A 23816-nucleotide genomic window follows, 5' to 3' on the forward strand; every position below is an offset into this window, starting at 1 on the left:
GTTTTCTGAGCCAAACCAGTACGGTTGAACGCCCCTGAATGCCAAATCGGGCTTGTGCTTGTTTGTACGTCATTTCGCCTTTTTCGATGCGCGCTACAACACCTAATTTAAAGGCTAAGGTGTAATCGCGTTGTGTGCGCTTACGGCTTGAGTTAATGGGTGTTGTCATAAAGAAGTCCTCTTTATGTCAACCTATTTCCGGACGGGACATAAGACACTAAAAAGGCCAGCTTAATGCTGGCCTTTTTTATATTCATTTTTTTGTATTGCTAAACTTTTAATCGCTCAATTATAGTGTCACTGGCCTGCTCTATCATTTCAAGAACCTGTTTGAATCCTTGTACACTGCCATAGTAAGGATCGGGTATTTCTTCTCTTTCTACACCACCAACAGGGAGAAAAAGCGCCAGTTTATGAGCATGCTCTGCAGGGCAATGCTTTTCTAAGTAGGCTAGGTTTTTTTTATCTGACGCCAATATTAAATCACACTTAACAAAATCTTTATCAGCAACCTTACGTGAACGAATACCTTTGAACTTATAGCCTTTCTCTTCGGCTATTCTAATCGCTCTGGGGTCTGGTTTATCCCCCTTGTGATATCCAGTAGTACCTGCTGAGTCAACTTTAATCTTTAACTTACTTTGCTTTAGTTTTTCCCGTAATACCGCTTCTGCAGTTGTTGAACGACAGATGTTTCCCATGCAAACAACCAATATAGATTTTACACCCGCAATTTTTTCCACAATCAATCCTATAAAAAAGGGCACGTTAAGTGCCCTTTGTTGCTTAGTTGAAAAAGCCACCTAGACTGTCGAGCAATTGCTTGCTGTCTTCATTATCGCCCAGTGCTTTTTTAAGTTCTTTGTTCACGGCTTCTTTTGCCTGCCCTTCAAACAACTTTTTCATATCAAGGTTAATTTTAGGCTCTGACCAAGAACCTTTAACATTAATCGGTATATCTAGACCAGCCAAATCATTTTTAGAACCTTGCCCTTCTAAGCTCGCGACAACTTTAGTAACGAAGCTAAAATCTAGACTTTCTTTGATTAAGTGAGTATTACCTTTGCCATCTATTCTCAACAGCGGCGAAGACATTTGCATTTTCTTAACCGTAGCTACTGATTTACCTAATTGGGCATTTATTAACAGTTCACTAAAATCTGTTTTCTGCTCTTCCTTAGCTTGTTGTTTATCTCCGCCCTTTATTGAAGCTTTAGCACTGCGGATCATTTGCGGAATATTCACACCATAAACAGCGCCATCGGTGAATGTAGCATTGACTGGACCAGATATTTTTTGTTTAACCGCTGCAGGAGTTAAACCGACACCTTTAAGATCCAAATCGACATTTAGTCCGCCAGCGATGTATTCAAAACCTGCGGCATCGGTTAATAAGGGTCTTGCTTGTACGCCACTTAGCGTAGCTGTCATTGAATAACTTGCTATCGATTTTTGAGCATTTACAACCGCGTTACTCAACAATTTACCACCGTACAAATCAGCACTTAACTCTTTAAGGCGCAAAATACCTTTATTAATGCTCACATGCTGTTTGATATTCTCAATGTGTAATTTTTCGTGCTGTAACTTAGTGATTCTTAATACACCATCTAGATTAACCGTTTTAAGCGCGCTGAGATCTGGCTCTTGCTCAGGCTCACTGTTACTTGGTGTAGGTGATTCGCTCTCTTCTTTGGCTGTATCAATGCTGCTTGAGCCAATAAAGTGGGCGGTATCTAAAAGCGGGATAGTGAAATCAAACTTAACTAAGGGTATCTCGTTTAATACAACGCTACTGCTACCATTAATTTTTGTTTTACCATCTATATCCACCACCAAATTGCTTAATGCAGCTGTTTTTGCGTTAACTACATAAGCTAAATCAAAGCCGGTTTGTATATTCATCGCACCATTGGGTATAGCGGCACCTTGCAAAGATAAGCCGTTATTTACCCCCTTTAGCGCAACTTCACTAAAGTCATTGGCAATAAACAGTAAGCCTTCTGCTTGTTGCTCAACACTCATCTCTCCATCAGTAAACATTAAAGAAAGTGCGAATTTGTTGTCTGCACCTAACTCTAGACCTTCTAAAGAAAAGTTAACCGGTCCAAGTTTCAGCGTTTTGTTTTGTTTTAAATCTATAAGCTCAACGTTGGCATCAACCACGTTTATACCAGACAAGCTTATGTTCCAATCGCTAGGCGCAGAAGCCCCCGAATCAGACTCATTACTTGGCTCTGGATCAGATTTGTCAGCGCTAGTGTCAGACTGGGTTAAATCATCTAAATTGGTACTGCCGTCGGCATTAGTTTGATGACGTAAACGTAATCCCTGCAGAGAAATGTCACCTACCTCAACGCTTTTACTGAATAACGGCATTAAGGCAACAGACATCTCTGCACCTTCGATACTGAATGTATCACCTTCACCAAAGTCTGGGTGGTCCAATAAACGCACTTTACCCAGTTCAAAACCAATACTGGGGAAAAAGCGCCAGCCCAAATCACCCTCGATCACTAACTCTCGGCCAGTCGCCTGTTTCGTTTTATCAACCAATAGTTGTTTTATATCGTCGGTATTTACCAATGAAACTGCAATAACTACGGCTACAACCAGTGCTGCAACTACAATGACCACACCATATAGCAACTTTTTCATAATTTTCCCTATTAACAAAGCTGTTGAATAATATGCAATTTATCTATAAATGATAATCGAGATCTGCTAGCTTTGCTTCGCTTTTAGCCAGCTTTCATTTTAATTGGTTTAATTCTAGTGAGTTGGTGTTAGCTAAGACGCCAATAAATGGCGAATTTTTGCGTTAATAATATCAATAGCAATCCGATTTTTTCCACCTCTTGGCACAATCACATCGGCGTACTGCTTAGACGGCTCGACAAACTGCAAAAACATTGGACGAACAGTGGTGTTGTATTGAGACAACACTGAATCTAGAGTTCGACCGCGCTCTTTAACATCGCGCTGAATACGTCGAGCTAAACAAATATCTAAAGGTGTATCTACAAAAATACTAATGTCTAGCTGCTCTCTAATAGCAGGATCTGTAAACAATAGAATCCCTTCTAAAACCACGATTTTTGTAGGTTCAACCGTTTTGGTTTCGTCCATTCGGTTATTCACTTTATAACTGTATTGTGGCTGCTGAATCGCCTGCCCTTGTTTGAGCTGTTTTAAGTGATTAACCAGTAATGCGTGGTCCATAGATTTGGGATGATCATAGTTGGTTAGCTTACGCTCTTCAGGCGTAATGTGGCTCTGATCGTTGTAATAGCTGTCTTCGTTAATCACAGCAATACAATCATCACCCAACTCATTACGAATGTCGTTTACGATAGTTTGAGAGAAAAGGCTTTTGCCAGAGGCCGATGCCCCAGAAATGCCAATAACGACAATATTATGATCTTGATTTTTCATAGAATTAACCTGGTACTTTTGCCGCAATTATAGGTGCTAACAAAGTATTAGTCATTACGGGAATAGCTTGAAGCAAGATAATTAATCGCAAATTCGTAATAGTTGTTCCATAAGCGCTACGCTACTAGGCATCAACTGCCGCTTAGGGTAATATTGGCACCCTTGAATCACCTGTTAATTGACTGAGCTTACAGTAGATCACATGACAAACGAACAACGCAAAATCCTGGTAACCAGTGCCTTACCTTATGCCAATGGTCCTATTCACTTAGGCCACTTACTGGAATATATTCAAACCGATATTTGGGTTCGTTTCCAAAAACTTCGCGGCAATACTTGTACCTATGTTTGTGCCGACGATGCACACGGTACGCCTATCATGCTAAAAGCTCAGCAAATGGGGATCACGCCGGAAGAGATGATCAATCAAGTTCAGCTTGAGCACACCGCTGACTTTAAAGAATTCCATATAGAATTTGATAACTACCACTCAACCCATAGCCCAGAAAACCAAACGCTATCGGAAGATATTTACAACAAGTTAAACCAAGCTGGCCATATTAAAACACGTACTATTTCTCAGTTATTCGATCCTGAGAAAAACATGTTTTTGCCTGACCGTTTTGTAAAAGGCTCTTGCCCTAAATGTGGTAGCGAAGATCAAAACGGCGACAACTGTGATAATTGTGGTGCTACTTATAGCCCAACAGACTTAGTATCGCCTAAATCAGTTATTTCTGGCGCAGAACCTGTTCTTAAAGATTCAGAGCATTACTTCTTTGACTTACCAGAATTTCAAAACATGCTAAAAGATTGGACCGTCTCTGGCTCACTCCAAGAAGAGATGTCTAACAAACTTAATGAGTGGTTTGAACAAGGTCTACAGCAGTGGGATATTAGCCGTGATGCGCCCTACTTTGGGTTCAAAATTCCGGGTACTGAAGACAAATACTTTTACGTTTGGTTAGATGCACCTATCGGTTACATGGGCAGCTTTAAAAATCTATGTGATAAACGTGACGATTTGGATTTTGATAGCTATTGGAACAAAGATTCAGACGCCGAGGTTTACCACTTCATCGGCAAAGATATTATTTACTTCCACAGCTTATTTTGGCCCGCCATGTTAGAGGGTGCAGGTTACCGAAAACCTACTAGCGTTTATGCCCACGGTTATGTCACGGTTAATGGCGCAAAAATGTCTAAATCTCGCGGTACCTTTATTAAAGCGCGAACCTATTTAGATCATTTAAACCCAGAATACCTGCGTTATTATTACGCCGCTAAGCTCAATAATCGTATTGATGACTTAGATTTAAATCTAGAAGACTTCGCACAACGAGTTAACTCTGATTTGGTAGGCAAGGTTATTAACATTGCCAGCCGCACTGCCGGCTTTATTAGCAAGCGCTTTAACGCCACCTTATCTACTCATGTAAGCAACCAAGATTTACTTGATGAGTTTGTAGCAGCAGAACAAAACATCGCAGCCTTATATGAAGGACGTGAATTTGGTAAAGCTATGCGCGAGATTATGGCATTAGCCGACAAAGCCAACCAATATATTGCAGAAGAAGCACCTTGGCAGCTTGCAAAAAATGAAGACACTCTAGAGCGTGCTCACCAGGTATGTTCAATGGGGATTCATTTGTTCCGGGTACTGATCACTTACTTAAAACCAGTACTACCAGAATTAACCGCAAAGGTTGAACAGTTCTTAAATGTAGAACTTAAATGGGCTGATATCGGTAATACCCTTGTAGGCCACGAAATTCAAAGCTTTAAAGCCTTAATGCAACGCATCGATATGGCTAAAGTAGAAGCCATGGTTGATGCCTCTAAAGACAATTTGGTTGCTGCTGTACCAGCCAAGGACCAGGAACAGAAAAAAGCTGAAGAAGCGACGAGTGAATCAGCGATTGAACCTATTGCCGACACAATCAGCTTCGATGAGTTTGCAAAAATCGATTTGCGAATAGCTCGTATCGTTAAAGCCGAGCACGTAGAAAAAGCTGAAAAGCTACTGCGTTTAGAGCTAGATATTGGCACTGAAACTCGCCAAGTATTTGCAGGTATTAAGTCTGCTTATGCGCCAGAAGAGTTGGAAGGCAAGTTAACCGTTATGGTGGCAAACCTAGCGCCAAGAAAAATGCGTTTTGGTGAATCTCAAGGTATGGTGTTAGCCGCTGGACCTGGTGGAAAAGATATTTGGGTGTTAAGCCCCGATGATGGCGCCCAGCCAGGTATGCGAGTTATGTAAATTTAAAGGCGCCAATTGGCGCCTTTTTTAATAGCTAGAAAAATCGTTATAACTGGGCTTGTCTATTACTGTTATCTCTTGGCTAATAACACGTTCAACCTTTGAATAAGGCGACGCGATTAGCAAATGCTCCAATAACTGTAATAAGGCTAACTCACTGCCTTCCGCGACCACTTCAACATCACCATTAGACAAATTTTTTGCATAACCACATACTTTTAATTCATTCGCCTTAAGCATTACATGGTATCGATATCCGACACCTTGCACTTTACCCTTGGCCAGTGCTGTTACACGTTTAAGCTCCATATCAACCCATCAATGGTTTTGCTTCACTCATAATGGCAAAATCAAACCCTAGCGCGTCAACAGGAACACTCTCTAGCGGTACATTACAGTGATCTAAATCTAAACAAAAATAACGTTGTAACTGGTATTGGGCATTCAGCAGCTCGACTTCTTCAAAGCCAAACTGGCTTAAGGTCCACCGCAGACGCTCATCGCGACAATTACAAATTAAACTGAGTAAGGTAAAACCTTGCTTAAGCGCGTAGCAGCGCGCCCAGTCCACCATCAATTTTGCTAAACCTTTCCCAGCATAGTCCCTATTCACGGTAAGTTTATGCATGAACAAACTTTCTCGTCTCACCTCGGGTGCTACATCTATAGCGCCACTGCGATTGTTTAGAATCATCGCTGCAACCGGTTTGCCGGCTATGTAGCCCATATACATTTCGTCTAAGCGGTGATTAGCTAGCAAAGAATGGGGGGTAATTTGATGGAACTTCCAAAGAGGTTCGCCACGAGATTCAAACCAGCTTGCTGCTTCCATAAGCAGCTCACAGAACTGATATAACTCTATACTAGAAATTGCACGCACGACCATATTGGTTGCCGTTTCCGATGACATATCAACTCCCTTGATAAACGTCTAAACTGTGACAGGTGACCAGTTGTGAACAACATGTTACACATGATAAGCCAAAGTTAAAAGCGCCTTTAGCTAAAATAAGTCTCTTATTCGCTAAGCCATTCGGCCTCTTGCCAGTATAAAAGCCAGCAAGAACGATAGTTTTCCAAATCAAGTCCTAGAAACTGAGATTGTGCTGACAAAACTCATCGGTGAATGCTCCAATCTATGGTTAATGGCTCTGTGATAATTATTTACGTTAATCACTGAATAAACACCTTAGAAATGCGATAATTTGAGAAAATTTACACAGTGCTTCGCTCGATTATTTGGCGAGCCAAAACCAATTAGGAAACTCGATGGATTGCTGCAGTCAACCGGGGCTTATGCCGATAGAGCAAGCTAAAAGAAAGCTTGTAGACGCTGTTTCACTAAAAACGAAAGTCGAGGATGTAACACTAGAAAATGCTTTAGGAAGAGTGTTAGCTGTTGATATCAAATCGCCTTTAAACATCCCTCCATTCGACAATAGTGCTATGGATGGTTACGCCATCGCAGCAGATCAACTACCGAGCAATAAAACGCTTCCTTTAAGTCATAAAGTGTTTGCAGGTGATACCCGAAATCTCGCTTTAGAAGCTGATCATTGCGTGCGGATTATGACTGGCGCTCCTCTCCCACCGGGTTGTGATGCAGTTGAAATGCAAGAAAATACACGGGTAGAAGGCAATTCAATCATATTCGAACAAGCCATTAACAAAGGCAAAAATGTTCGACTGATGGGTGAAGATGTAAAACATGGCCAAGTGGTTATCACCGCCCAAACTCGCCTAAACAGCAGCCATATTGGGCTGTTAGCCACACTCGGCATTGATAAAGTTAAAGTACAAAGCAAACTGAAAGTAGCTTTGCTATCGAGTGGTGACGAGCTAGTTCAACCAGGTAACCCGCTTCAGCATGGTCAAATATACGATAGCAATCGATTCGCTATTCGTGCCCTTCTCGAAAAGTTACCCGTTGATATCATCGATTTTGGGGTAATTGCAGATGATAAACAATTAGTCGCCGAAGCGTTTATTAGTGCGGACCAGCAAGCAGACATCGTTATCTGTAGTGGCGGAGTGTCGGTTGGTGAAGCAGATTACACCAAGTTAGTGCTGGATGAGATCGGCGACATTGGCTTTTGGAAGCTAGCGATAAAGCCCGGTAAACCATTTGCTTTTGGTAACTTGTCAGATTCTTACTTTATTGGCTTACCCGGCAACCCGGTGTCGGCTTATGTAACGTTTTACAAGCTGGCAATGTTAGTTATTGCCAAAGCGACTGATTGGCAGTACCGAGGGCCTTTAAGCCTACAGGCTATTTCATTACAAGACTTTAGAAAGTCACCAGGGCGCACTGATTACCAGAGAGGCTTTGCCAGCATCAATGATAAAGGCGAGCTGCAAGTAACGTCAACTGGCGCCCAAGGCAGTGCCATCTTTACCAGCTTAACCCAAGCCAACTGTTTTGTGGTGCTAGAGCAAGATAGAGGTAAAGTAAACGCAGGCGAGATAGTCAATATAGAAATGTTTGCAGAGCCTATTCTATAGCCTCGTCGCAACTAGAATTGGTTATGTAACTTAACAGCCTTATGTAACAAGTAAACGGATTGATTCACTTGTAAAGATAAGGCTTGTTGAGCGCTTGGCGATATGGGTACTGAGAAGGTTAAGCCTTCCAATTCAACTTCAATTAAGCAACTCAGTTCAGTAACTGTTATTGCCAATACCTTTGCTAACCATTGGTTTTGCGCACTACAGTTTTCTACAAAAGACTTAGCGATAACAATATTGCTCGGCTTAAACCCCACCAAGTGAGTATCTTCTGATAAATCATTAGCGCTTTCTGCTAATAGATGTTGTTCGCCAAATTTGAACCAACGCCAGCCAAGATCGGCCTTTCGTTCAGCAAGAGCAACTTTTAGCACCAAGGTTTGCTTATGTTGGTCATTGAAGCGGTTGATAAGTTGTAAGCTGTCTCCCAATTCACAGGTTTTATTGAGTTCGACAAGCAAGACTTTATCACTAAAAAAGATTAAATCCTCAGGATTATGAGACACCATCAAGCTAGCGATATTGTGTTTTATCAGCCAAGCTTTTAAGCCTTTTAGTAGTTTCGTAGCGCTGCCTCTATCTATCGCCGAAAGTGGTTCGTCTAGCAGTAATAGTTTAGGTTTTGTTGCCAGAGCTCTAACTAGAGCCACTCTTTGAGCTTGCCCACCAGAAAGTTGATCAGCCTTTTTATCTAATAAAGGCTCCAAATCAAATAACTTAAGCAAATAATCTAAATCAGCAGCGTTGATGCGACTTGATAACTGGATGTTTTGTTTAACACTGAGGTGGGGGAAAAGATAACTGCCCTGAGTGACAAACGCTAAGGGACGTTGATGTGAACTAAGATTAGTGTTTCGATTAAACCAAGTTTGTGACGCGAAAAAAATGTCTCCGTTTCGAGGAGGCTCAAGACCGGCCAAAACTCTAAGCAAGGTTGTTTTCCCCACCCCTGATGGACCAAACACTCCACATAATAAAGGTAGCTGAGTTGGCTCTATTGTTAATGAAAAGTTATCACGTAGGTACTCAAGATTAAAACTTAACACCTATGCTCCCTACTCGCTTCTTTGAAGCAGAGAAAGTATAAGTTAATAACAACGCGACAAATGAAAAGCCTAACAATACTAAAGCTAAGCGATGGGCAGCGGCAAAATTAAGGCTTTCTACATGGTCAAACAAAGCAATCGCTATTACTTGTGTTTCACCAGGAATATTGCCTCCAATCATAAGTACCACACCAAACTCACCCAAGGTATGTGCAAAACCCAAGACCATCGCAACGATAAAGCCATTTTTGGCTAAAGGTAGCTCAACGGCTAATAGTTGTTTCCACCTAGGCATTCGTAAAACCTTGGCCGCGTCGAGCACACCTGGTTCAATTTGTTTAAAAGCACTTTGAATGGGTTGAACGACAAAAGGCAAAGAATATAAGCAAGAGGCAAATACCAACCCAGAGAAACTAAAAGCTAACTGACTACCAGTAAGCGTTAGCCACCACTGGCCCATAATACTGTTCGGCGCAAAGCTAATCAGCAAATAAAAACCCAATACGGTAGGTGGTAGAACAATAGGTAACGCCACAATGGCTTCTATTACATGTTTAATTTTGCGTTCGCTTCGAGCCAACCACCATGCTAGCGGAGTGCCAACTAGCAACAAGATAAAGCAGCTCAGAGAAGCGAGCTTTATCGATAAAACAATGGCTTGTATTTCAGCATCGGTCATTGATTAAGGTAACAAATATCCATTTTCTTTGATGATAGAGTGTGCGGCTGAACTAGACAAGTAATGGTAAAAATCAACAGCTTGCGATGTGTTTGTTAGTAAGGCTATATTTTGGGTTACCGCTGGATGCCTATTTTTAGGCACTATCCAGAAAGATCCGTCTAAATCGGTCTTAATTGAACGAGCAACAAAACCGGCTTTAACATTACCAGTAACAATAAATTGATACACTTGAGATACATTGTTCGCCAGTATAATTTTTTGTGAAGCGTTTATCTCACTAACCAATTGCTGAGCTGCGGCACCGTAAGGTGCTAATTCAGGGTTGGCGTAAGCAAACGGTTCCGACCATTTGTTCCAAAGGGCTTCACCTTTAACGAACTCACCATTTTGGTCTGTGAACTGTGGCGCCCAAAAAACCAACTGTCCCACAGCATAGGGTTTCTGTTTTATTGCGTGCTGCTCATTAACCAACTGTTGTGGTCGAAGATCGTCGGCAGAAAAGAATAAATCAAAAGGAGCACCGTGTTTAATTTGATTGTATAAAATACCTGTTGATGCACTAGAAATACGATACGTAAACTGAGTATTAGTGAGCTGATAATCTTTCGCTAACGCTTCTACAGTGGTTTTAAAATTAGCAGCAACCGCTATCGTTACCGGTTCAGCTTTCACAGTGCAGCTCAATAATAGAAAAAAAGAAACTAGCAGTTTTACCATTTACTTTTTGCTTCTAAATCAGATTCTCGAGCATCTAACCAAGTGTCGTTATTATTCGTGCGCTCTTTTTTCCAAAAGGTGGCTTGAGTTTTAAGGTAATCCATAATGAAATGGCAAGCTTCAAATGATGCTTCTCGGTGAGCACTGTTAACCCCAACAAACACAATTTGGTCACTCACATCTAAATCACCAACGCGATGAACCACACTAGCATCTTGAATAGGCCAACGTTGCTTGGCTTGCTCAACAATGGCTTCTAACTGAGACTCCGTCATTCCCGGATAATGCTCTAAATGTAAACCTTTAACTTGTTCGCCTAAATTCATGTCTCGAACTAAGCCAACAAAAAATACAATTGCCCCAGCACTAGCGCGATTACGTAGTGCTTGGTACTCATCACCCACATTAAAGTCGTCAGTTTGAACCCGTATCATTTAACCGCCCGTAACCGGTGGGAAAAATGCCACTTCATCACCATTGGCTAAGCTTTTAACATCGCTAATGTGCTGTTGATTAACTGCCATCAATACCGAGGATTCCTCTAAAATCGTCCACTGCTCCCCTTTGCTTACTAGCTCGGCTTTCAATTGAGTCGTATTACTGCCCTCTGCTAGCTCAAGACTAAGGCTAGAGCAGCCTAATTGCTCTTTTAATCGAGCAAAAAATAACACGTTTACCTGCATATATTCACCTTATGCCTCAGCACTAAAAGAGCCAGACTTACCACCGTGTTTTTCTAGTAGCTTGAGATCGGTAATAACAATGTCTTTTTGAATCGCTTTACACATGTCGTAAATCGTTAAGGCTGCAACGCTGGCCGCTGTTAACGCTTCCATCTCAACACCTGTTTGCCCTTTCACCTTGGCGGTACTTATCACCGTAATCACACCTGCGCTTTCATCCAGATCCAACTCTATAGTCACTTTGCTTAGCATTAAAGGGTGGCATAAAGGTATCAGCTCTGAGGTTTTTTTAGCAGCTTGTATCCCGGCAATACGTGCACAAGCAAATACGTCACCTTTGTGTTGCTCACCATTAACCAAGCTAGCGACTGTTTGCTGATTAATATTAACTCGTGCCTGAGCTTTAGCAATTCGGCTAGTTTCAGTTTTATCGGAAACATCTACCATAATGGCTTCACCAGAAGCATTAATATGGGTAAATTTGCTCATTACTTTTGACCTATGTGAGGAACAAAGTTACACGGCTTATGAGTACTATTTAGTTGCTCTAGCAGTATTTTTTGCCAAGCAGTTTTACAAGCATTGGTAGAGCCAGGTACGCAGAAAATAACGGTTTTATTTGCGAAACCACCTAATGCGCGACTCTGCACCGTTGAGGTTCCAATTTCTGTATAAGAGATATGGCGAAACAACTCACCAAAACCTTCAATGTCTTTATCAAATAGTACATGAACGGCTTCAGGTGTATTGTCACGAGCAGTAAAACCAGTGCCGCCAGTAGAAATAACGCAGTCAATGTTTGGATCAGCAATCCAGTTACTTAACACTGCACGTATTTGGTAAATATCATCGATGACTATTTTTTTATCCGCTAGCTTATGTCCAGCATCTGTTAATGCTTCAGCTAAATAACGGCCCGAGGTATCGGTTTCTTCATTGCGAGTATCGGATACCGTTAGCACTGCAATATTTAAAAAGGTTTGAGTATCATTAGCCAAATGGCTCATGGTTGTTCTCCGCTAATATGTTTAATCATTTGCCATTGCTCAGGCGTGTTAGTGTTAACCAAAGTGTTAGTAAACGCCTCAGAAAATTGAACGGCTTGGGCATTAATAAGTGTTAAAAGGGCTTTAATCGAGCGTTGCTTTGCCTCAGGCCTAGCAAGTACCTCATCAATGCATTGAATCGTAGCTTGATTTACTTCAAGAACTAACGGGAATACGCTTGAGCGGCAATAGTAGCTTTGTTTATTTGTCTCATACAAAGAGAGCAAATGTTCAATAACGCCATCACTTAACAAAGGCATATCCACAGGAATGAACACACATGCCTCACACTCCAACGTTTTTACGGTGCTTTTTATGCCCGCTAACGGCCCGAGCGATTTCGATTCATCTGCAATGCATTCAAATCCGCTATAACTGCCACTCACAAATACACTACTTTGTAATACTGTACTTAACTGAGCAACTTTAGCCGCTAGCAATGTTTTACCTTGCCAATCAAGTAGCGCCTTATCAGTACCCATTCTGCGAGACTGGCCGCCGGCCAATATTACGCCTTGGATAGCTTCTGGTGATTTACTATGCATTATCTTCGTATAGAAACGACTTAGTAGGCCTAATAATGCCTACTAAGTGTTGTGATGAAAAGTCTTAATACAGACTAAGTTATTGGTCTTTATCCCATTTGGATAGAATCGCTAGCGAAACAACCGCAACTCCAACAAAGCCCATAACAAAAATGGTAGGCATGGCAGCATAACCTAACACATGCCAAAAAACTGATTCTAAAGTACTCATGTGTCTTCCTTAATTATTACCAGCCTTCAACGCCGCTCATATCCGGTAAGCGGTGAGCGATACCCTTGTGACAATCAACACAAGTTTTTTCGCCACTTGCCAATGCATCTGAGTGTTGAGCGACACTGCGTGGACGCTGCTCTGAGAAATCCATGAAATCAAATTCATGACAGTTTCTACACTCTTGAGAGTCATTTTGGCTCATACGATGCCATTCTCGCTCAGCTAAGTGCTTACGACGCGCTTCAAATTTTTCTTGAGTACTAATGGTACCCATCGCAAAAGCAATAAGCTCTTTACTGGCTTGAACTTTACGTACTATTTTGTCAGTCCAATTATGCGGTACGTGACAATCTGAACAAATTGCTCGCACCCCGGAACGGTTTGAATAGTGAATCGTCTCCTGGATTTCAGCCACAATTGGCGCATGACATCCGGAACAAAATGCCTCGGTATTGGTGGCTTCCATTCCGGTGTTAAACGCACCCCAGAATAAGATACCACCAGTAAAGCCTAGCGCTAACACTACACCCACAGCGGCCTTGCTGGGAGTGCTTAGTTTCCGCCAAAATGCTTTTAGTAACTTCATAATTTAGCCTCTGGTTAAACCTAGTGTTTAGCGTAACGATTCAACACGTTCATAATCATTTTCAATCAACGGAGCCGCTTCGTTTTGAGGCACGTGGCATTGTAAACAGAAGTAACGACGTGGAGACACATCCGCCAGTACTTGGCCATCTCGCGCTTCATAGTGTGTCACGCTGATTTTAGTTGCGCCACTTTCGCGAGCGTTTTTCCAGCTATGACATGACAAACATTTATTCGCATTTAAACTCATCTCATAATGGCGAATTTGGTGTGGTATCAACGGTGGTTGAAACACATAATCGCTATCATAGGGTTTATCTTGCTCTACTACAGATTTTAAACCTGCAGCCTGAGTTTGAGTGTTTAGCTCAGTATCGCCGCGCAATGAATCTACACCACCATTACTAATGTAATCGTTAGCGACAACCGCTCCGCATAGTAAAAGGCTGGTTATAAAGCCTGATAATAAAACTCGCATTTTCATAATACTCTCTCCGCCACCTTGGCAAATATTGTTAGCGAAGCACTGAAAGCGAGGGGCTTTCAGTGCTTTTTCATTAACTTAAACCTTAACTAACTTAACCGCACACTTCTTAAAGTCGGTCTCTTTTGATAAAGGATCCGTTGCATCAAGGGTGAGCTTGTTGGTTAGCTGCTTGGCGTCGAACCAAGGCATAAATACTAAGCCTTTTGGTGGACGGTTACGGCCACGAGTTTCAATTCGCGATTTAACTTCACCACGCCGAGACTGAATCAGCACTTCATCACCACGTTTGAAGCCGCGCTGTTTGGCATCTTCTGGGTGAATAAATAATACGGCATCGGGGAATGCGCGATACAATTCTGGTACACGACGCGTCATAGAGCCTGAGTGCCAGTGCTCTAGTACTCGACCGGTGCTTAACCACATGTCGTATTCTTCGTCTGGAGACTCTGCCGCTGGCTCAAAAGGCGTAGCAATAATGAAAGCCTTGCCATCTGGTTTACCATAGAAGTTAACGCCCTCACCTGCTTTAACATAAGGATCTGACCCTTCACGAAAACGCCAGCGGGTTTCTTCACCATTAACAACCGGCCAACGTAAACCTCGCACTTCGTGGTAAGTATCAAATGGGGCTAAATCGTGGCCATGGTCGCGGCCAAACTTGGCGTATTCTTCAAATAAGCCTTTTTGCAGATAAAATCCAAAATCTTTAGCTTCATCATTTAGTTTCGCATCAACCTGCTCAACCGGAAATTTGTCAACCTCACCGTTTGCATAAAGAATGTCGTATAAAGTTTTACCTTTATATTCTGGTTTCTTAGCAATCAACTCAGCTGGCCAAACTTCTTCAACAGCGAAGCGCTTAGAAAACTCAACCATTTGCCATAAATCTGACTTTGCTTCACCCGGTGGTGAAACCTGTTGGTGCCAAAACTGGGTACGACGCTCGGCGTTACCATAGGCGCCTTCTTTTTCTACCCACATTGCAGTAGGTAAAATAAGATCAGCGGCTTGCGCGGTAACGGTTGGATATGGGTCTGACACCACAATAAAGTTTTCTGGATTACGGTATCCCGGTAAGCCTTCTTCATTAATGTTAGGCGCGGCCTGCATGTTGTTGTTACACATCACCCAGTAGGCATTTAGCTTACCGTCTTTCAACATACGGTTTTGAAGTACTGCGTGGTAACCCGGTTTTGGCGGAATTGCGCCTTCAGGTAGCTGCCAAATATCTTCAGAAATTTTACGGTGTTTCGGATTAGCAACCACCATATCTGCTGGTAAGCGATGTGAGAACGTCCCCACTTCACGCGCAGTACCACACGCCGACGGTTGACCAGTTAACGAGAACGGGCTGTTGCCTGGCTCTGAGATTTTACCGGTTAATAAATGAATATTGTAACAAGAGTTATTCGCCCATACTCCGCGAGTATGTTGGTTAAAGCCCATGGTCCAGAACGAAGTTACTTTAACATTAGGATCAGCGTAATCTTTGGCTAAAGCTTCAAGTTTTTCTGCAGGAACGCCAGACAATTTCGCCACGGCTTCTAGGTTATAATCTTTTAGGAACTCGCGATATTCATCGAAGCTCATATCGGTCATTTTGCCAGAGTCTGGATGTGCAGCAGCTTTTTGAAGAGGATGCTCTGGACGTAAGCCATAACCAATATCGGTTTCACCACGTTTAAAGTGGGTATGCTTATTCACAAAGTCCCAGTTCACTTTATCATTTTCAATAATATAGTGAGCAATGTAGTTAAGAATGGCTAAATCGGTTTGTGGTGTGAATACCATGCCGTTGTCGGCTAATTCAAAGCTACGGTGTTCAAAGGTAGATAACACATGCACTTTAACGTGTGGTGCAGACAAACGACGGTCGGTTAAGCGCGACCACAAAATTGGGTGCATCTCCGCCATGTTTGAGCCCCAAAGCACAAACGAATCAGCGGCTTCTAAATCGTCATAACAGCCCATTGGCTCATCTATGCCAAAGGTACGCATAAAGCCACCTACCGCAGAAGCCATGCAGTGGCGCGCATTTGGATCGAGGTTATTGGTTAAAAAGCCAGCTTTATGTAACTTAGCAGCCGCGTAACCTTCCCAAACGGTCCATTGGCCTGAACCAAACATACCTACTGAAGTAGGGCCTTTGTCGGCCAAGGCTTTTTTCCACTTTTCGGCCATAATGTCGAAGGCTTGATCCCAAGTGATAGGAGCAAACTCGCCATTTTTATCAAATTTTCCGTCGGTCATACGCAGCAATGGCGTGGTTAACCGGTCTTTACCGTACATGATCTTAGAAAGGAAGTAGCCCTTAATACAGTTTAAACCCTTATTTACCGGTGACTCCGGGTCACCTTGGGTTGCCACTACTTTACCATTTTGAGAGCCTACTAATACGCTACAACCCGTACCACAAAAACGACAAGGGGCTTTATCCCAGGTAACCTTTGTATCTTCTGAAGAAGTAATTAGGTTGGTGGCACTTGCAGGTAAACTAATACCGGCAACGGTGGCTGCGGCACTTACTGCATTCGCTTTAACAAACTGTCGGCGAGTCCATTTCATGATACTTCCTCATTAGCATTAGCTGGTTCAAATTGGTGGAATACTAAATTGCTGCTTAGCACTGCTTCCAACTTTCCTATATCTTCTAGGGTATTTACGATGTTGTTTCGCATTTCACTTTCAATAGAGATCACAATTTTCCCTTCTGGGTTAAAACCGTGAACTTCTAAACCAGAAAGTCCGCTGATTTGGTCAATAACTTCAGTGATACGGTCAGGATTACACATCACCACTGCGCTACTAATATGGTACTCTTCGTTCATCCAACTTCCTTTATTTCAATAGCTTGGCTTGGACATACTGAGATACAAGCACCGCAACTATTACAATGCTCCGAGTCTACGTTGACCTCTGCTTTACCTGCCAATAAAGGTTTAATTGTTATCGCTCGTTGTTCACAAGTATCACTGCAACTACGGCAATAAACGCCGTTTTGAGCCAAACACTTAGAATCGTTAACGTTAACTGAATTAGACCAAGCAGATTGCTGCTGAGGGTGAAACAAAGATTCTGGGCAAGCTGCAGCACATTGGTAACAAAATGTGCATTCACCTTTAGTGAAATCAACCACCGGAAAACCACCACTGCCTTTAACAATAATCTGCTCGGGGCACGCTTTGATGCATTCACCACACTGGCTACAACCATCTTCGATTGATTGTTTTAGCCAAGGTAATGAGTGATGTTGCTTACTGCGAATCGTATCGCTGGGACTAAACATACGACGTTTAGACAGGTCTACAGACATCAATTTTCCTTACGAAATCAGGCTTTAGCCAAACTGGTAAAACCACCCTAGGTTTCTTAGGGTTAAGCGTAATTTCTATTAACATTCAAAAACATACCTCGAAAGAGGTGTTTGTCCAGATGATTGATTTAGATCAAGTATAGTGCGTGATTTGCATCACGCACTAAAACTTATCCGCCTATAGAAGCGAGGTGAGGAGTAGCGCCGGTATTACCGTCGTGAAGGAAATGGCTGACTTTTTTAGTCTGAAGAGCGGTTTCAATTCGTTGGCTAAGTTGAGCTTGCTGAATAGGGTCTTGCAACAAATCTCGCAAGTCTACGCCCTCTTCTCCAAATAGGCACAAATGTAATTTACCTTGTGAAGAAACACGTAAACGATTGCAGCTTGCACAAAAGTCTTTTGAATAAGGCATGATTAAACCTATTTTGCCGGCATAATCAGAGTGATGAAAAACCTGAGCGGGGCCTGCATTGTGTGCACTTATTTGTTGCTCCCAGCCTTCATTTAACAGGAGCTGTTTAAAACCATCGCCTGCAATATGATGTTTATCGAAGTACTCAGGGTGATCACCCATTTGCATCAACTCGATAAAACGAACTTCAACTGGGCGGTCTTTAATCCAATCAAGATACTTACGAAAATTTTGCTTAGCCATATGCTTGATCAGAACCGCATTTAACTTCACTGCAGTAAAGTCTTGCGCCAAAGCTTCATCAACTCCGGCCATCACTTTTTCAAATGTTTTGGTGCCGGTTATTAACTCAAACTGGCGTGGGTCTAGGCTATCTACACTCACATTAACGTGAGTTAAACCTGCCTCTTTCCAACGTTTTGCATGTGTTGCTAACTTAAAGCCGTTGGTGGTCATGGCTAGCTGCTTTATGCCCGTGGTGTTCGAGCAAATGTTCATTACGTCTACAAGATCTTTGCGCAGACTGGGTTCGCCACCAGTAAGGCGGATTTTGTTAGTACCTAACCGAGAGAAACACGTGGCTAACTGCTCTATTTCAGACAAACTAAGGTTGGTATGAGGAGTGTCGCAGTGGTAACCATCGGGCAAGCAATAGTTACACTTAAAATTACAGACGTCGGTCAGTGACAGACGCAAATAGAAAAATTTTCGGGAAAATGAATCCGATAACATAAATCAACCTTTCCAAATGCGGGAGGCAAAGCCATTTCTGAACTCTACCCTGCTTAGTCTAATGCTAAGGGTCTAAACGCCATATCATTGTGACGTAGGTCGTTTTAGACTTCGGTGATGCTTTTAATGTTATGCAACAAAACAACATTTGTTAAGTGCTTTCTTAAAGAGTTACAATTTGATGGCAATTTGATTGTATTAAAACTTTCGTAAATACAAGGATTTCCGCTTGAAACGTTTTTTTGGCAAACGCTCCATTGGCACCGCTGTTATTCGCCTTTTAAGTTTAATGATGTTTTTATTCGCCTTGGTCGCTATTAGCTCCTTGACTACTTTGGTGAATAGCTTAAATGATGCAGAAGCTATAAATGTTGCTGGTTCTTTACGCATGCAAAGCTACCGAATGGCGCACGCGCTAAATGTTTATGACACTGCACTTCCTAGGAAAATCGACCAATTTGAGAAATCCCTGTCTAGCCCTGCCTTGATGAAAGTAGCCCAGCAAGACGACACTATTAATCAGCGTTATCAGAAAGTAAAACACCGTTGGGAGCAGTTAAAACCATTTGTTAAAAATAAAGATATCGCTAGTTTTGACAAACAAATTGTGGGTTTTGTCGACCTAATCGACGATTTTGTTGCACATACTCAATATGGTTCTGAAGCAAAAGTATTCCAATTAACCCTGCTTCAACTTATCGCTTTTGCCATCATCACCATGATTGCAGTTTATACTTTGTGGTATATGCAACGTAATATCTCTCGGCCAATTTACCGTTTGGTTGAGGCCGCAAAACAAGTTCAAAACGGCGATTTCAAAATATCAATTTCCACCATTTACGCCAGCATTGAAATGGAAACTTTGGCCAAAGCTATTGTATCTATGTCGCAAGACTTAGAGCGCTCATATCAAAACCTAGAGAACCAAGTAAAAGATAAGACCAAGGAATTACGTCGCGCCAACCGCGACCTCAATTTTTTATACAATCTTGAACAAACTCTATTTAATAACAATTTGAATCAACAACACCTCACCCAATCCTTAGAATTACTGTGCGATACTCTCGGCATAAAAGGCGCAAAACTTTATATCGAGAAGCTGGATATTGCGATAGACATTGAGCCCGAAATAAGTGAATTTGCAACCCCCATTCCGCTAGAGCTTAACCAAGAACAATACGGCTCTTTGCTGCTCCCTGCTATTCCTGAAGATAGAGCGGCGATTGTGACCAGCTATTGCCGCACCGTAACCAAAGTACTGCGCTTTGAACAAAGCTTATTGCAAAAGCAAAAACTGTTACTCATGGAAGAACGCGCCACCATTGCACGCGAGCTACATGACTCTTTAGCTCAAAGCCTCTCTTACCTGAAAATTCAAAACAGCTTGTTACAACGGCAACTAAAGCAGTCACCCACAGACGTTGCTAAAAGCTTAGAGATAAGTAACGAGATACAAAGTGTTTTAAGCTCAGCCTATATACAACTGCGTGAGCTGCTATCTACCTTTAGGTTAACCATTAAAAACGCTTTGCTGGTAGATTCTTTACAAGTATTAATAGAAGAGCTTAATACTCAGCACCAACAAACTATTGAGTTAAATACAGACATTTCCAACGATATGGTGGAAGCCGACAAGCAAATTCACATTATTCAAATTGTGAGAGAAGCGATCATAAACGCTTTAAAACATGCTGACTGTGATAAAATTTCGGTAACATGTATTGGCGAACCAGAGCAAATATCGGTTGAGATTGCAGACAATGGATTGCAAGGCAATAAATTAAAACAGGTTAACGATCATTACGGCTTACAGATTATGCAAGAACGTGCGCAACGTTTAGATGGCGAAATACGTTTCGAGCAGTCTTTAACTGGTGGCGTATCGGTAAAACTAACCTTCCCTACAAAGAGTAATTAAGGATTCTTTAAGCTATGAGCGACCCAATCAACATTATTGTTGTAGACGACCACCCGTTAATGCGAAAAGGTATCGTGCAGTTTTTAAGCATAGAGCCAGATTTTAACGTAGTTGCAGAAGCAGGCAGTGGCGCACAAGCAGTAGAACTCTGCACCGAATTAGAACCCGATGTTGTATTACTAGATCTTAATATGAAGGGTTTGTCGGGTTTAGATACCTTAAAACTGTTACGAGAAAAACAGGTCTCTTCAACCATCATTATTCTTACAGTTTCTGACTCTAAACAAGACGTAATCAAGCTCATTAACGCTGGCGCAGATGGTTACTTGTTAAAAGATATGGAGCCTGAGCAATTACACGAACAACTCAAACAAGCCGCTGCAGGTAAACAAGTATTAAGCGAAGAGCTATTGCCTTACCTAAACTGCCTACACGAAAATGATGAGTTTGCTGAGAAGTTAGCCACGGTAACCAAACGTGAGTTACAAACGCTGAATGAAATCGCTAAAGGTGCTAGTAATCGCGAAGTAGCCTCTAGTTTAAAAATCACAGAAGGCACTGTGAAGGTTCATGTTAAAAGCCTATTGCGTAAGTTAAACGCCAAGTCTCGAGTAGAACTTACGGTCATGTACTTAGAGCATATGGCCTAAGCTTTAACCATGAATAATCTGGTCTTGGTTGCAGAAGCGCTATGTATACTTTTAGCGCTTAGCTTTGTTAGCAAAGCGATGTGGGGGCATGCTAGACAACATAACGATTGGTTTAATCCTTTGCGGATTTTCTTTAAACCAGTAAACGATTTAAGCCCTAATGAGTACCTGCTAATACGTAGGTCAGTTTATTTACTAGTATTAACCGTGTTGTTAGATTTGCTAAGGCATTGGTTATAAACAAGCAATAAAAAAGCGGCTAACAAGCCGCTTTTTTTACGTTATCGTTTTTGCTTAAACTGTTTGTTGGTAAACCGTGTCGCAGCAAAATTACTGTTTTTGGCACCTTTATAACCACGGTTCGCCGCACCGCGACCACCTCTTCGGTTGTCGGCTGGCACCAAATGATGCAAGCCATTACCAATTAATTTCGTTAAGCCCATATTCGTTAAGCCTTCACGAATTAACGGCCAGTTCTTCTCATCATGATAACGTAGCAAAGCTTTATGCAAGCGACGCTGACGCCCCTTCTTCGCTACCGACACTTTTTCACTAGTATGGCTCACCTTATGTAACGGATTACGCTCGGTGTGATACATAGTTGTTGCGTTAGCCAATGGCGATGGATAGAAGTTTTGCACTTGGTCTAAGCGGAATTTATTCTTTTTAAGCCACAGCGCCAAGGTCACCATATCTTCATCTTTGGTCCCTGGATGCGCAGAGATGAAATAAGGAATCAGATACTGTTTCTTACCCGCTTCTTTAGAGTATTTGTCGAATAGTTCTTTAAACTTGTGGTAAGTCCCCATGCCCGGCTTCATCATCTTAGACAATGGACCCTCTTCGGTATGTTCTGGGGCAATCTTTAAATACCCGCCGACATGGTGTAGCGCTAGCTCTTTAATATAACGCGGGTCTTCAATGGCTAAATCGTAGCGAACACCAGAAGCAATCAAGATCTTTTTGATGCCTTCCACCTTTCGCGCTCTGCGATACAAATCAATAGTCGGCGTATGGTCAGTATCCATATGATGACAAATAGTTGGGTAAACACAGGATAAACGGCGGCAGGTTTCTTCGGCTTTCGGGCTTTTACAATTTAAGCGATACATATTCGCGGTAGGACCACCTAAATCAGAAATAATACCCGTGAATCCAGGCACTTGATCTCTGATCTGCTCGATCTCATTGATAATAGAATCTTCTGAACGACTTTGAATAATTCGCCCTTCGTGCTCAGTGATAGAACAGAATGTACAGCCCCCGTAACAACCACGCATGATATTGATTGAGAACTTAATCATGTCATAAGCCGGGATTTTCGCTTTACCGTAACTAGGATGCGGAATACGTTGATAAGGTAAACCAAACACGCCATCCATATCTTCGGTACTTAATGGTAACGCAGGAGGGTTAAGCCATATATAACGATCACCGTGGCGCTGAGCTAATGCTCGCGCACACCCAGGGTTTGTCTCAAGGTGGAAAATACGAGAAGCATGCGCGTAAAGCACTTGGTTAACTTTTACCTGTTCGTAAGCAGGCAAATTAATATATACATTTTCCCAAGGACGCTTTTTCTCCATTTGCACAACAATTGGTTTGGCTTGCTGTGGATCTGATTCTACCGGAGCGTCCTCCTTGCTTGAGCAAGTTTCCTCAATTTCGGCATAAGGGCTAGGAATAGGATCGATTTTTCCTGGTTTATCGAGGTGACTTGAATCTAATCCGCTCCATCCAGGTAGCGCTTCTTTACGAATAATGGCCGTACCACGCACATCATAAAGATCAGCAATGTCCTCACCTTGGCTTAAACGATAAGCCACTTCCACTAGCGGACGTTCAGCGTTTCCATAGATAAGTAATTCTGCTTTTGCATCAAACAATACTGAACGGCGAACTTTGTCTGACCAGTAATCATAGTGGGCAATCCGGCGCAAGCTAGCTTCAATACCACCCAAAACAACGGGTACATCTTTATACGCTTCTTTACAGCGCTGAGAATACACAATCACTGCGCGATCTGGCCGCTTTCCACCTTCATCATTTGGTGTATATGCATCATCATGGCGCAATTTGCGATCAGCCGTATAGCGGTTGATCATCGAGTCCATGTTGCCAGCTGTTACGCCAAAAAATAAATTAGGCTTACCAAGCGTCATAAACGCGTCTTTACTGGTCCACTCGGGCTGAGCAATGATACCCACTCTAAACCCCTTAGCTTCAAGCATTCGGCCAATAACCGCCATACCAAAACTAGGGTGATCCACATAGGCATCGCCAGTCACTAAGATAATGTCACAACTGTCCCAACCTAAGGCTTTCATCTCTTTACGAGACATCGGCAAAAACGGCGCAGCGGCTCGCTGACGGTTTACACAAGTTTCAGGTTTAAACAGGGTTTCAGCTGTGTGCATATACAAAGTCTCAAAAAAGTAAGCGCGGCATTATATACGTAATACGAGTGAGTAGGAAACGGATTAACACAGAGTTAACAAATTGGCCTGTCTTAGCTACGTTACAGCTAGCTAGGTGATTGGATTTAGTCTAAAATTTCTCATAATATTTAGTTGCTTAGGTAGACA

The 23816-nt window shown here is 42.2% G+C and carries 26 protein-coding genes, 1 pseudogene and 1 riboswitch; of the genes and pseudogenes, 5 read left to right on the forward strand and 22 right to left on the reverse strand.

What is annotated here, in order from left to right; all coding sequences use genetic code 11:
• From FFR00_RS08060 to udk, 4 genes and pseudogenes are all read right to left on the reverse strand, one after another.
• Positions 1–169, reverse strand: a pseudogene (locus FFR00_RS08060) (helix-turn-helix domain-containing protein); the annotation flags it as partial.
• A gap of 100 nt (positions 170–269) precedes the next feature.
• Positions 270–743, reverse strand: coding sequence for a low molecular weight protein-tyrosine-phosphatase (locus FFR00_RS08065; protein WP_137672888.1), 474 nt, complete (start codon positions 741–743; stop codon positions 270–272).
• A 43-nt stretch (positions 744–786) separates the two neighbouring features.
• Positions 787–2658 (reverse strand): AsmA family protein, encoded by a 1872-nt coding sequence (locus tag FFR00_RS08070; RefSeq protein WP_137672889.1) that lies wholly within the window; start codon positions 2656–2658, stop codon positions 787–789.
• Between the two features lie 132 nt (positions 2659–2790).
• On the reverse strand, positions 2791–3435 hold the full coding sequence (gene udk, locus FFR00_RS08075; RefSeq protein ID WP_137672890.1) for a uridine kinase: 645 nt from the start codon (positions 3433–3435) through the stop codon (positions 2791–2793).
• A gap of 202 nt (positions 3436–3637) precedes the next feature.
• Here udk and metG point away from each other — a divergent pair, with 202 nt between their 5' ends.
• Positions 3638–5695: a methionine--tRNA ligase gene (gene metG, locus FFR00_RS08080; RefSeq protein ID WP_137672891.1), complete on the forward strand. Its 2058-nt coding sequence runs from the start codon at positions 3638–3640 to the stop codon at positions 5693–5695.
• A 27-nt stretch (positions 5696–5722) separates the two neighbouring features.
• Here the strand turns inward: metG and FFR00_RS08085 are convergent, their stop codons facing one another.
• The gene (locus tag FFR00_RS08085) at positions 5723–6004 is read right to left on the reverse strand and encodes an acylphosphatase (protein ID WP_137672892.1); all 282 of its coding nucleotides are present in this window, start codon (positions 6002–6004) and stop codon (positions 5723–5725) included.
• Between the two features lies 1 nt (position 6005).
• Positions 6006–6605, reverse strand: coding sequence for a GNAT family N-acetyltransferase (locus tag FFR00_RS08090; protein WP_137672893.1), 600 nt, complete (start codon positions 6603–6605; stop codon positions 6006–6008).
• 359 nt (positions 6606–6964) lie between these two features.
• On the opposite strand from FFR00_RS08090, the gene moeA reads away from it, so the two are divergent.
• Positions 6965–8197, forward strand: a complete 1233-nt coding sequence (gene moeA / locus FFR00_RS08095) for a molybdopterin molybdotransferase MoeA (RefSeq protein WP_137672894.1) — start codon at positions 6965–6967, stop codon at positions 8195–8197.
• Positions 8198–8208: 11 nt separating this feature from the next.
• On the opposite strand, the gene FFR00_RS08100 is transcribed toward moeA, so the two are convergent.
• The 15 genes from FFR00_RS08100 to moaA all read right to left on the reverse strand — a co-directional run bounded on the left by FFR00_RS08100 (position 8209) and on the right by moaA (position 18663).
• Positions 8209–9246 (reverse strand): ATP-binding cassette domain-containing protein, encoded by a 1038-nt coding sequence (locus FFR00_RS08100; RefSeq protein ID WP_137672895.1) that lies wholly within the window; start codon positions 9244–9246, stop codon positions 8209–8211.
• Positions 9233–9925: a molybdate ABC transporter permease subunit gene (gene modB, locus FFR00_RS08105; protein ID WP_137672896.1), complete on the reverse strand. Its 693-nt coding sequence runs from the start codon at positions 9923–9925 to the stop codon at positions 9233–9235. Before modB ends, FFR00_RS08100 begins: the two co-directional genes overlap by 14 nt.
• A gap of 3 nt (positions 9926–9928) precedes the next feature.
• The gene (gene modA, locus FFR00_RS08110; protein ID WP_161985124.1) at positions 9929–10600 is read right to left on the reverse strand and encodes a molybdate ABC transporter substrate-binding protein; all 672 of its coding nucleotides are present in this window, start codon (positions 10598–10600) and stop codon (positions 9929–9931) included.
• Positions 10601–10638: 38 nt separating this feature from the next.
• Positions 10639–11079 carry a molybdopterin synthase catalytic subunit MoaE gene (gene moaE, locus FFR00_RS08115; protein WP_137672898.1) on the reverse strand — a complete coding sequence of 147 codons (441 nt, stop codon included), beginning with the start codon at positions 11077–11079 and terminating at the stop codon, positions 10639–10641.
• Positions 11080–11328, reverse strand: coding sequence for a molybdopterin converting factor subunit 1 (gene moaD / locus FFR00_RS08120; RefSeq protein WP_137672899.1), 249 nt, complete (start codon positions 11326–11328; stop codon positions 11080–11082).
• A gap of 9 nt (positions 11329–11337) precedes the next feature.
• Positions 11338–11817 carry a cyclic pyranopterin monophosphate synthase MoaC gene (gene moaC / locus FFR00_RS08125; RefSeq protein ID WP_137672900.1) on the reverse strand — a complete coding sequence of 160 codons (480 nt, stop codon included), beginning with the start codon at positions 11815–11817 and terminating at the stop codon, positions 11338–11340.
• Complete coding sequence (moaB, locus tag FFR00_RS08130; RefSeq protein WP_137672901.1) at positions 11817–12335, reverse strand: molybdenum cofactor biosynthesis protein B; 519 nt, start codon at positions 12333–12335, stop codon at positions 11817–11819. The genes moaC and moaB overlap by 1 nt, the downstream gene beginning before the upstream one ends.
• Complete coding sequence (locus tag FFR00_RS08135; protein ID WP_137672902.1) at positions 12332–12919, reverse strand: molybdenum cofactor guanylyltransferase; 588 nt, start codon at positions 12917–12919, stop codon at positions 12332–12334. The genes moaB and FFR00_RS08135 overlap by 4 nt, the downstream gene beginning before the upstream one ends.
• 79 nt (positions 12920–12998) lie before the next feature.
• Positions 12999–13130: a TIGR02808 family protein gene (locus tag FFR00_RS08140; RefSeq protein ID WP_137672903.1), complete on the reverse strand. Its 132-nt coding sequence runs from the start codon at positions 13128–13130 to the stop codon at positions 12999–13001.
• A gap of 16 nt (positions 13131–13146) precedes the next feature.
• Complete coding sequence (locus tag FFR00_RS08145) at positions 13147–13719, reverse strand: NapC/NirT family cytochrome c (RefSeq protein WP_137672904.1); 573 nt, start codon at positions 13717–13719, stop codon at positions 13147–13149.
• Positions 13720–13746: 27 nt separating this feature from the next.
• On the reverse strand, positions 13747–14196 hold the full coding sequence (locus FFR00_RS08150; protein ID WP_137673112.1) for a nitrate reductase cytochrome c-type subunit: 450 nt from the start codon (positions 14194–14196) through the stop codon (positions 13747–13749).
• An 84-nt stretch (positions 14197–14280) separates the two neighbouring features.
• Positions 14281–16770, reverse strand: a complete 2490-nt coding sequence (gene napA / locus FFR00_RS08155; protein WP_137672905.1) for a nitrate reductase catalytic subunit NapA — start codon at positions 16768–16770, stop codon at positions 14281–14283.
• Positions 16767–17033, reverse strand: a complete 267-nt coding sequence (locus tag FFR00_RS08160; RefSeq protein WP_137672906.1) for a chaperone NapD — start codon at positions 17031–17033, stop codon at positions 16767–16769. Before FFR00_RS08160 ends, napA begins: the two co-directional genes overlap by 4 nt.
• A complete protein-coding gene (gene napF, locus FFR00_RS08165) occupies positions 17030–17518 on the reverse strand; it encodes a ferredoxin-type protein NapF (RefSeq protein WP_137672907.1) in 489 nt (162 codons plus the stop codon). The genes FFR00_RS08160 and napF overlap by 4 nt, the downstream gene beginning before the upstream one ends.
• A 170-nt stretch (positions 17519–17688) precedes the next feature.
• The gene (gene moaA / locus FFR00_RS08170; RefSeq protein WP_137672908.1) at positions 17689–18663 is read right to left on the reverse strand and encodes a GTP 3',8-cyclase MoaA; all 975 of its coding nucleotides are present in this window, start codon (positions 18661–18663) and stop codon (positions 17689–17691) included.
• Positions 18652–18792: riboswitch (molybdenum cofactor riboswitch) on the reverse strand. It overlaps the preceding gene by 12 nt.
• Positions 18793–18892: 100 nt before the next feature.
• Here moaA and FFR00_RS08175 point away from each other — a divergent pair.
• The 3 genes from FFR00_RS08175 to FFR00_RS08185 are packed head-to-tail and all read left to right on the forward strand — an operon-like array spanning position 18893 to position 21471.
• Complete coding sequence (locus FFR00_RS08175) at positions 18893–20581, forward strand: type IV pili methyl-accepting chemotaxis transducer N-terminal domain-containing protein (protein WP_137672909.1); 1689 nt, start codon at positions 18893–18895, stop codon at positions 20579–20581.
• Positions 20582–20595: 14 nt separating this feature from the next.
• Complete coding sequence (narL, locus tag FFR00_RS08180; protein WP_137672910.1) at positions 20596–21231, forward strand: two-component system response regulator NarL; 636 nt, start codon at positions 20596–20598, stop codon at positions 21229–21231.
• A gap of 9 nt (positions 21232–21240) precedes the next feature.
• Positions 21241–21471: a hypothetical protein gene (locus FFR00_RS08185; protein ID WP_137672911.1), complete on the forward strand. Its 231-nt coding sequence runs from the start codon at positions 21241–21243 to the stop codon at positions 21469–21471.
• Positions 21472–21512: 41 nt separating this feature from the next.
• Here the strand turns inward: FFR00_RS08185 and FFR00_RS08190 are convergent, their stop codons facing one another.
• Positions 21513–23648, reverse strand: coding sequence for a YgiQ family radical SAM protein (locus tag FFR00_RS08190; RefSeq protein WP_137672912.1), 2136 nt, complete (start codon positions 23646–23648; stop codon positions 21513–21515).
• Between the last annotated feature and the right edge of the window lie 168 nt (positions 23649–23816).

Source organism: Agarivorans sp. Toyoura001, from assembly GCF_005405585.1.
Classification (GTDB): Bacteria; Pseudomonadota; Gammaproteobacteria; order Enterobacterales; family Celerinatantimonadaceae; genus Agarivorans.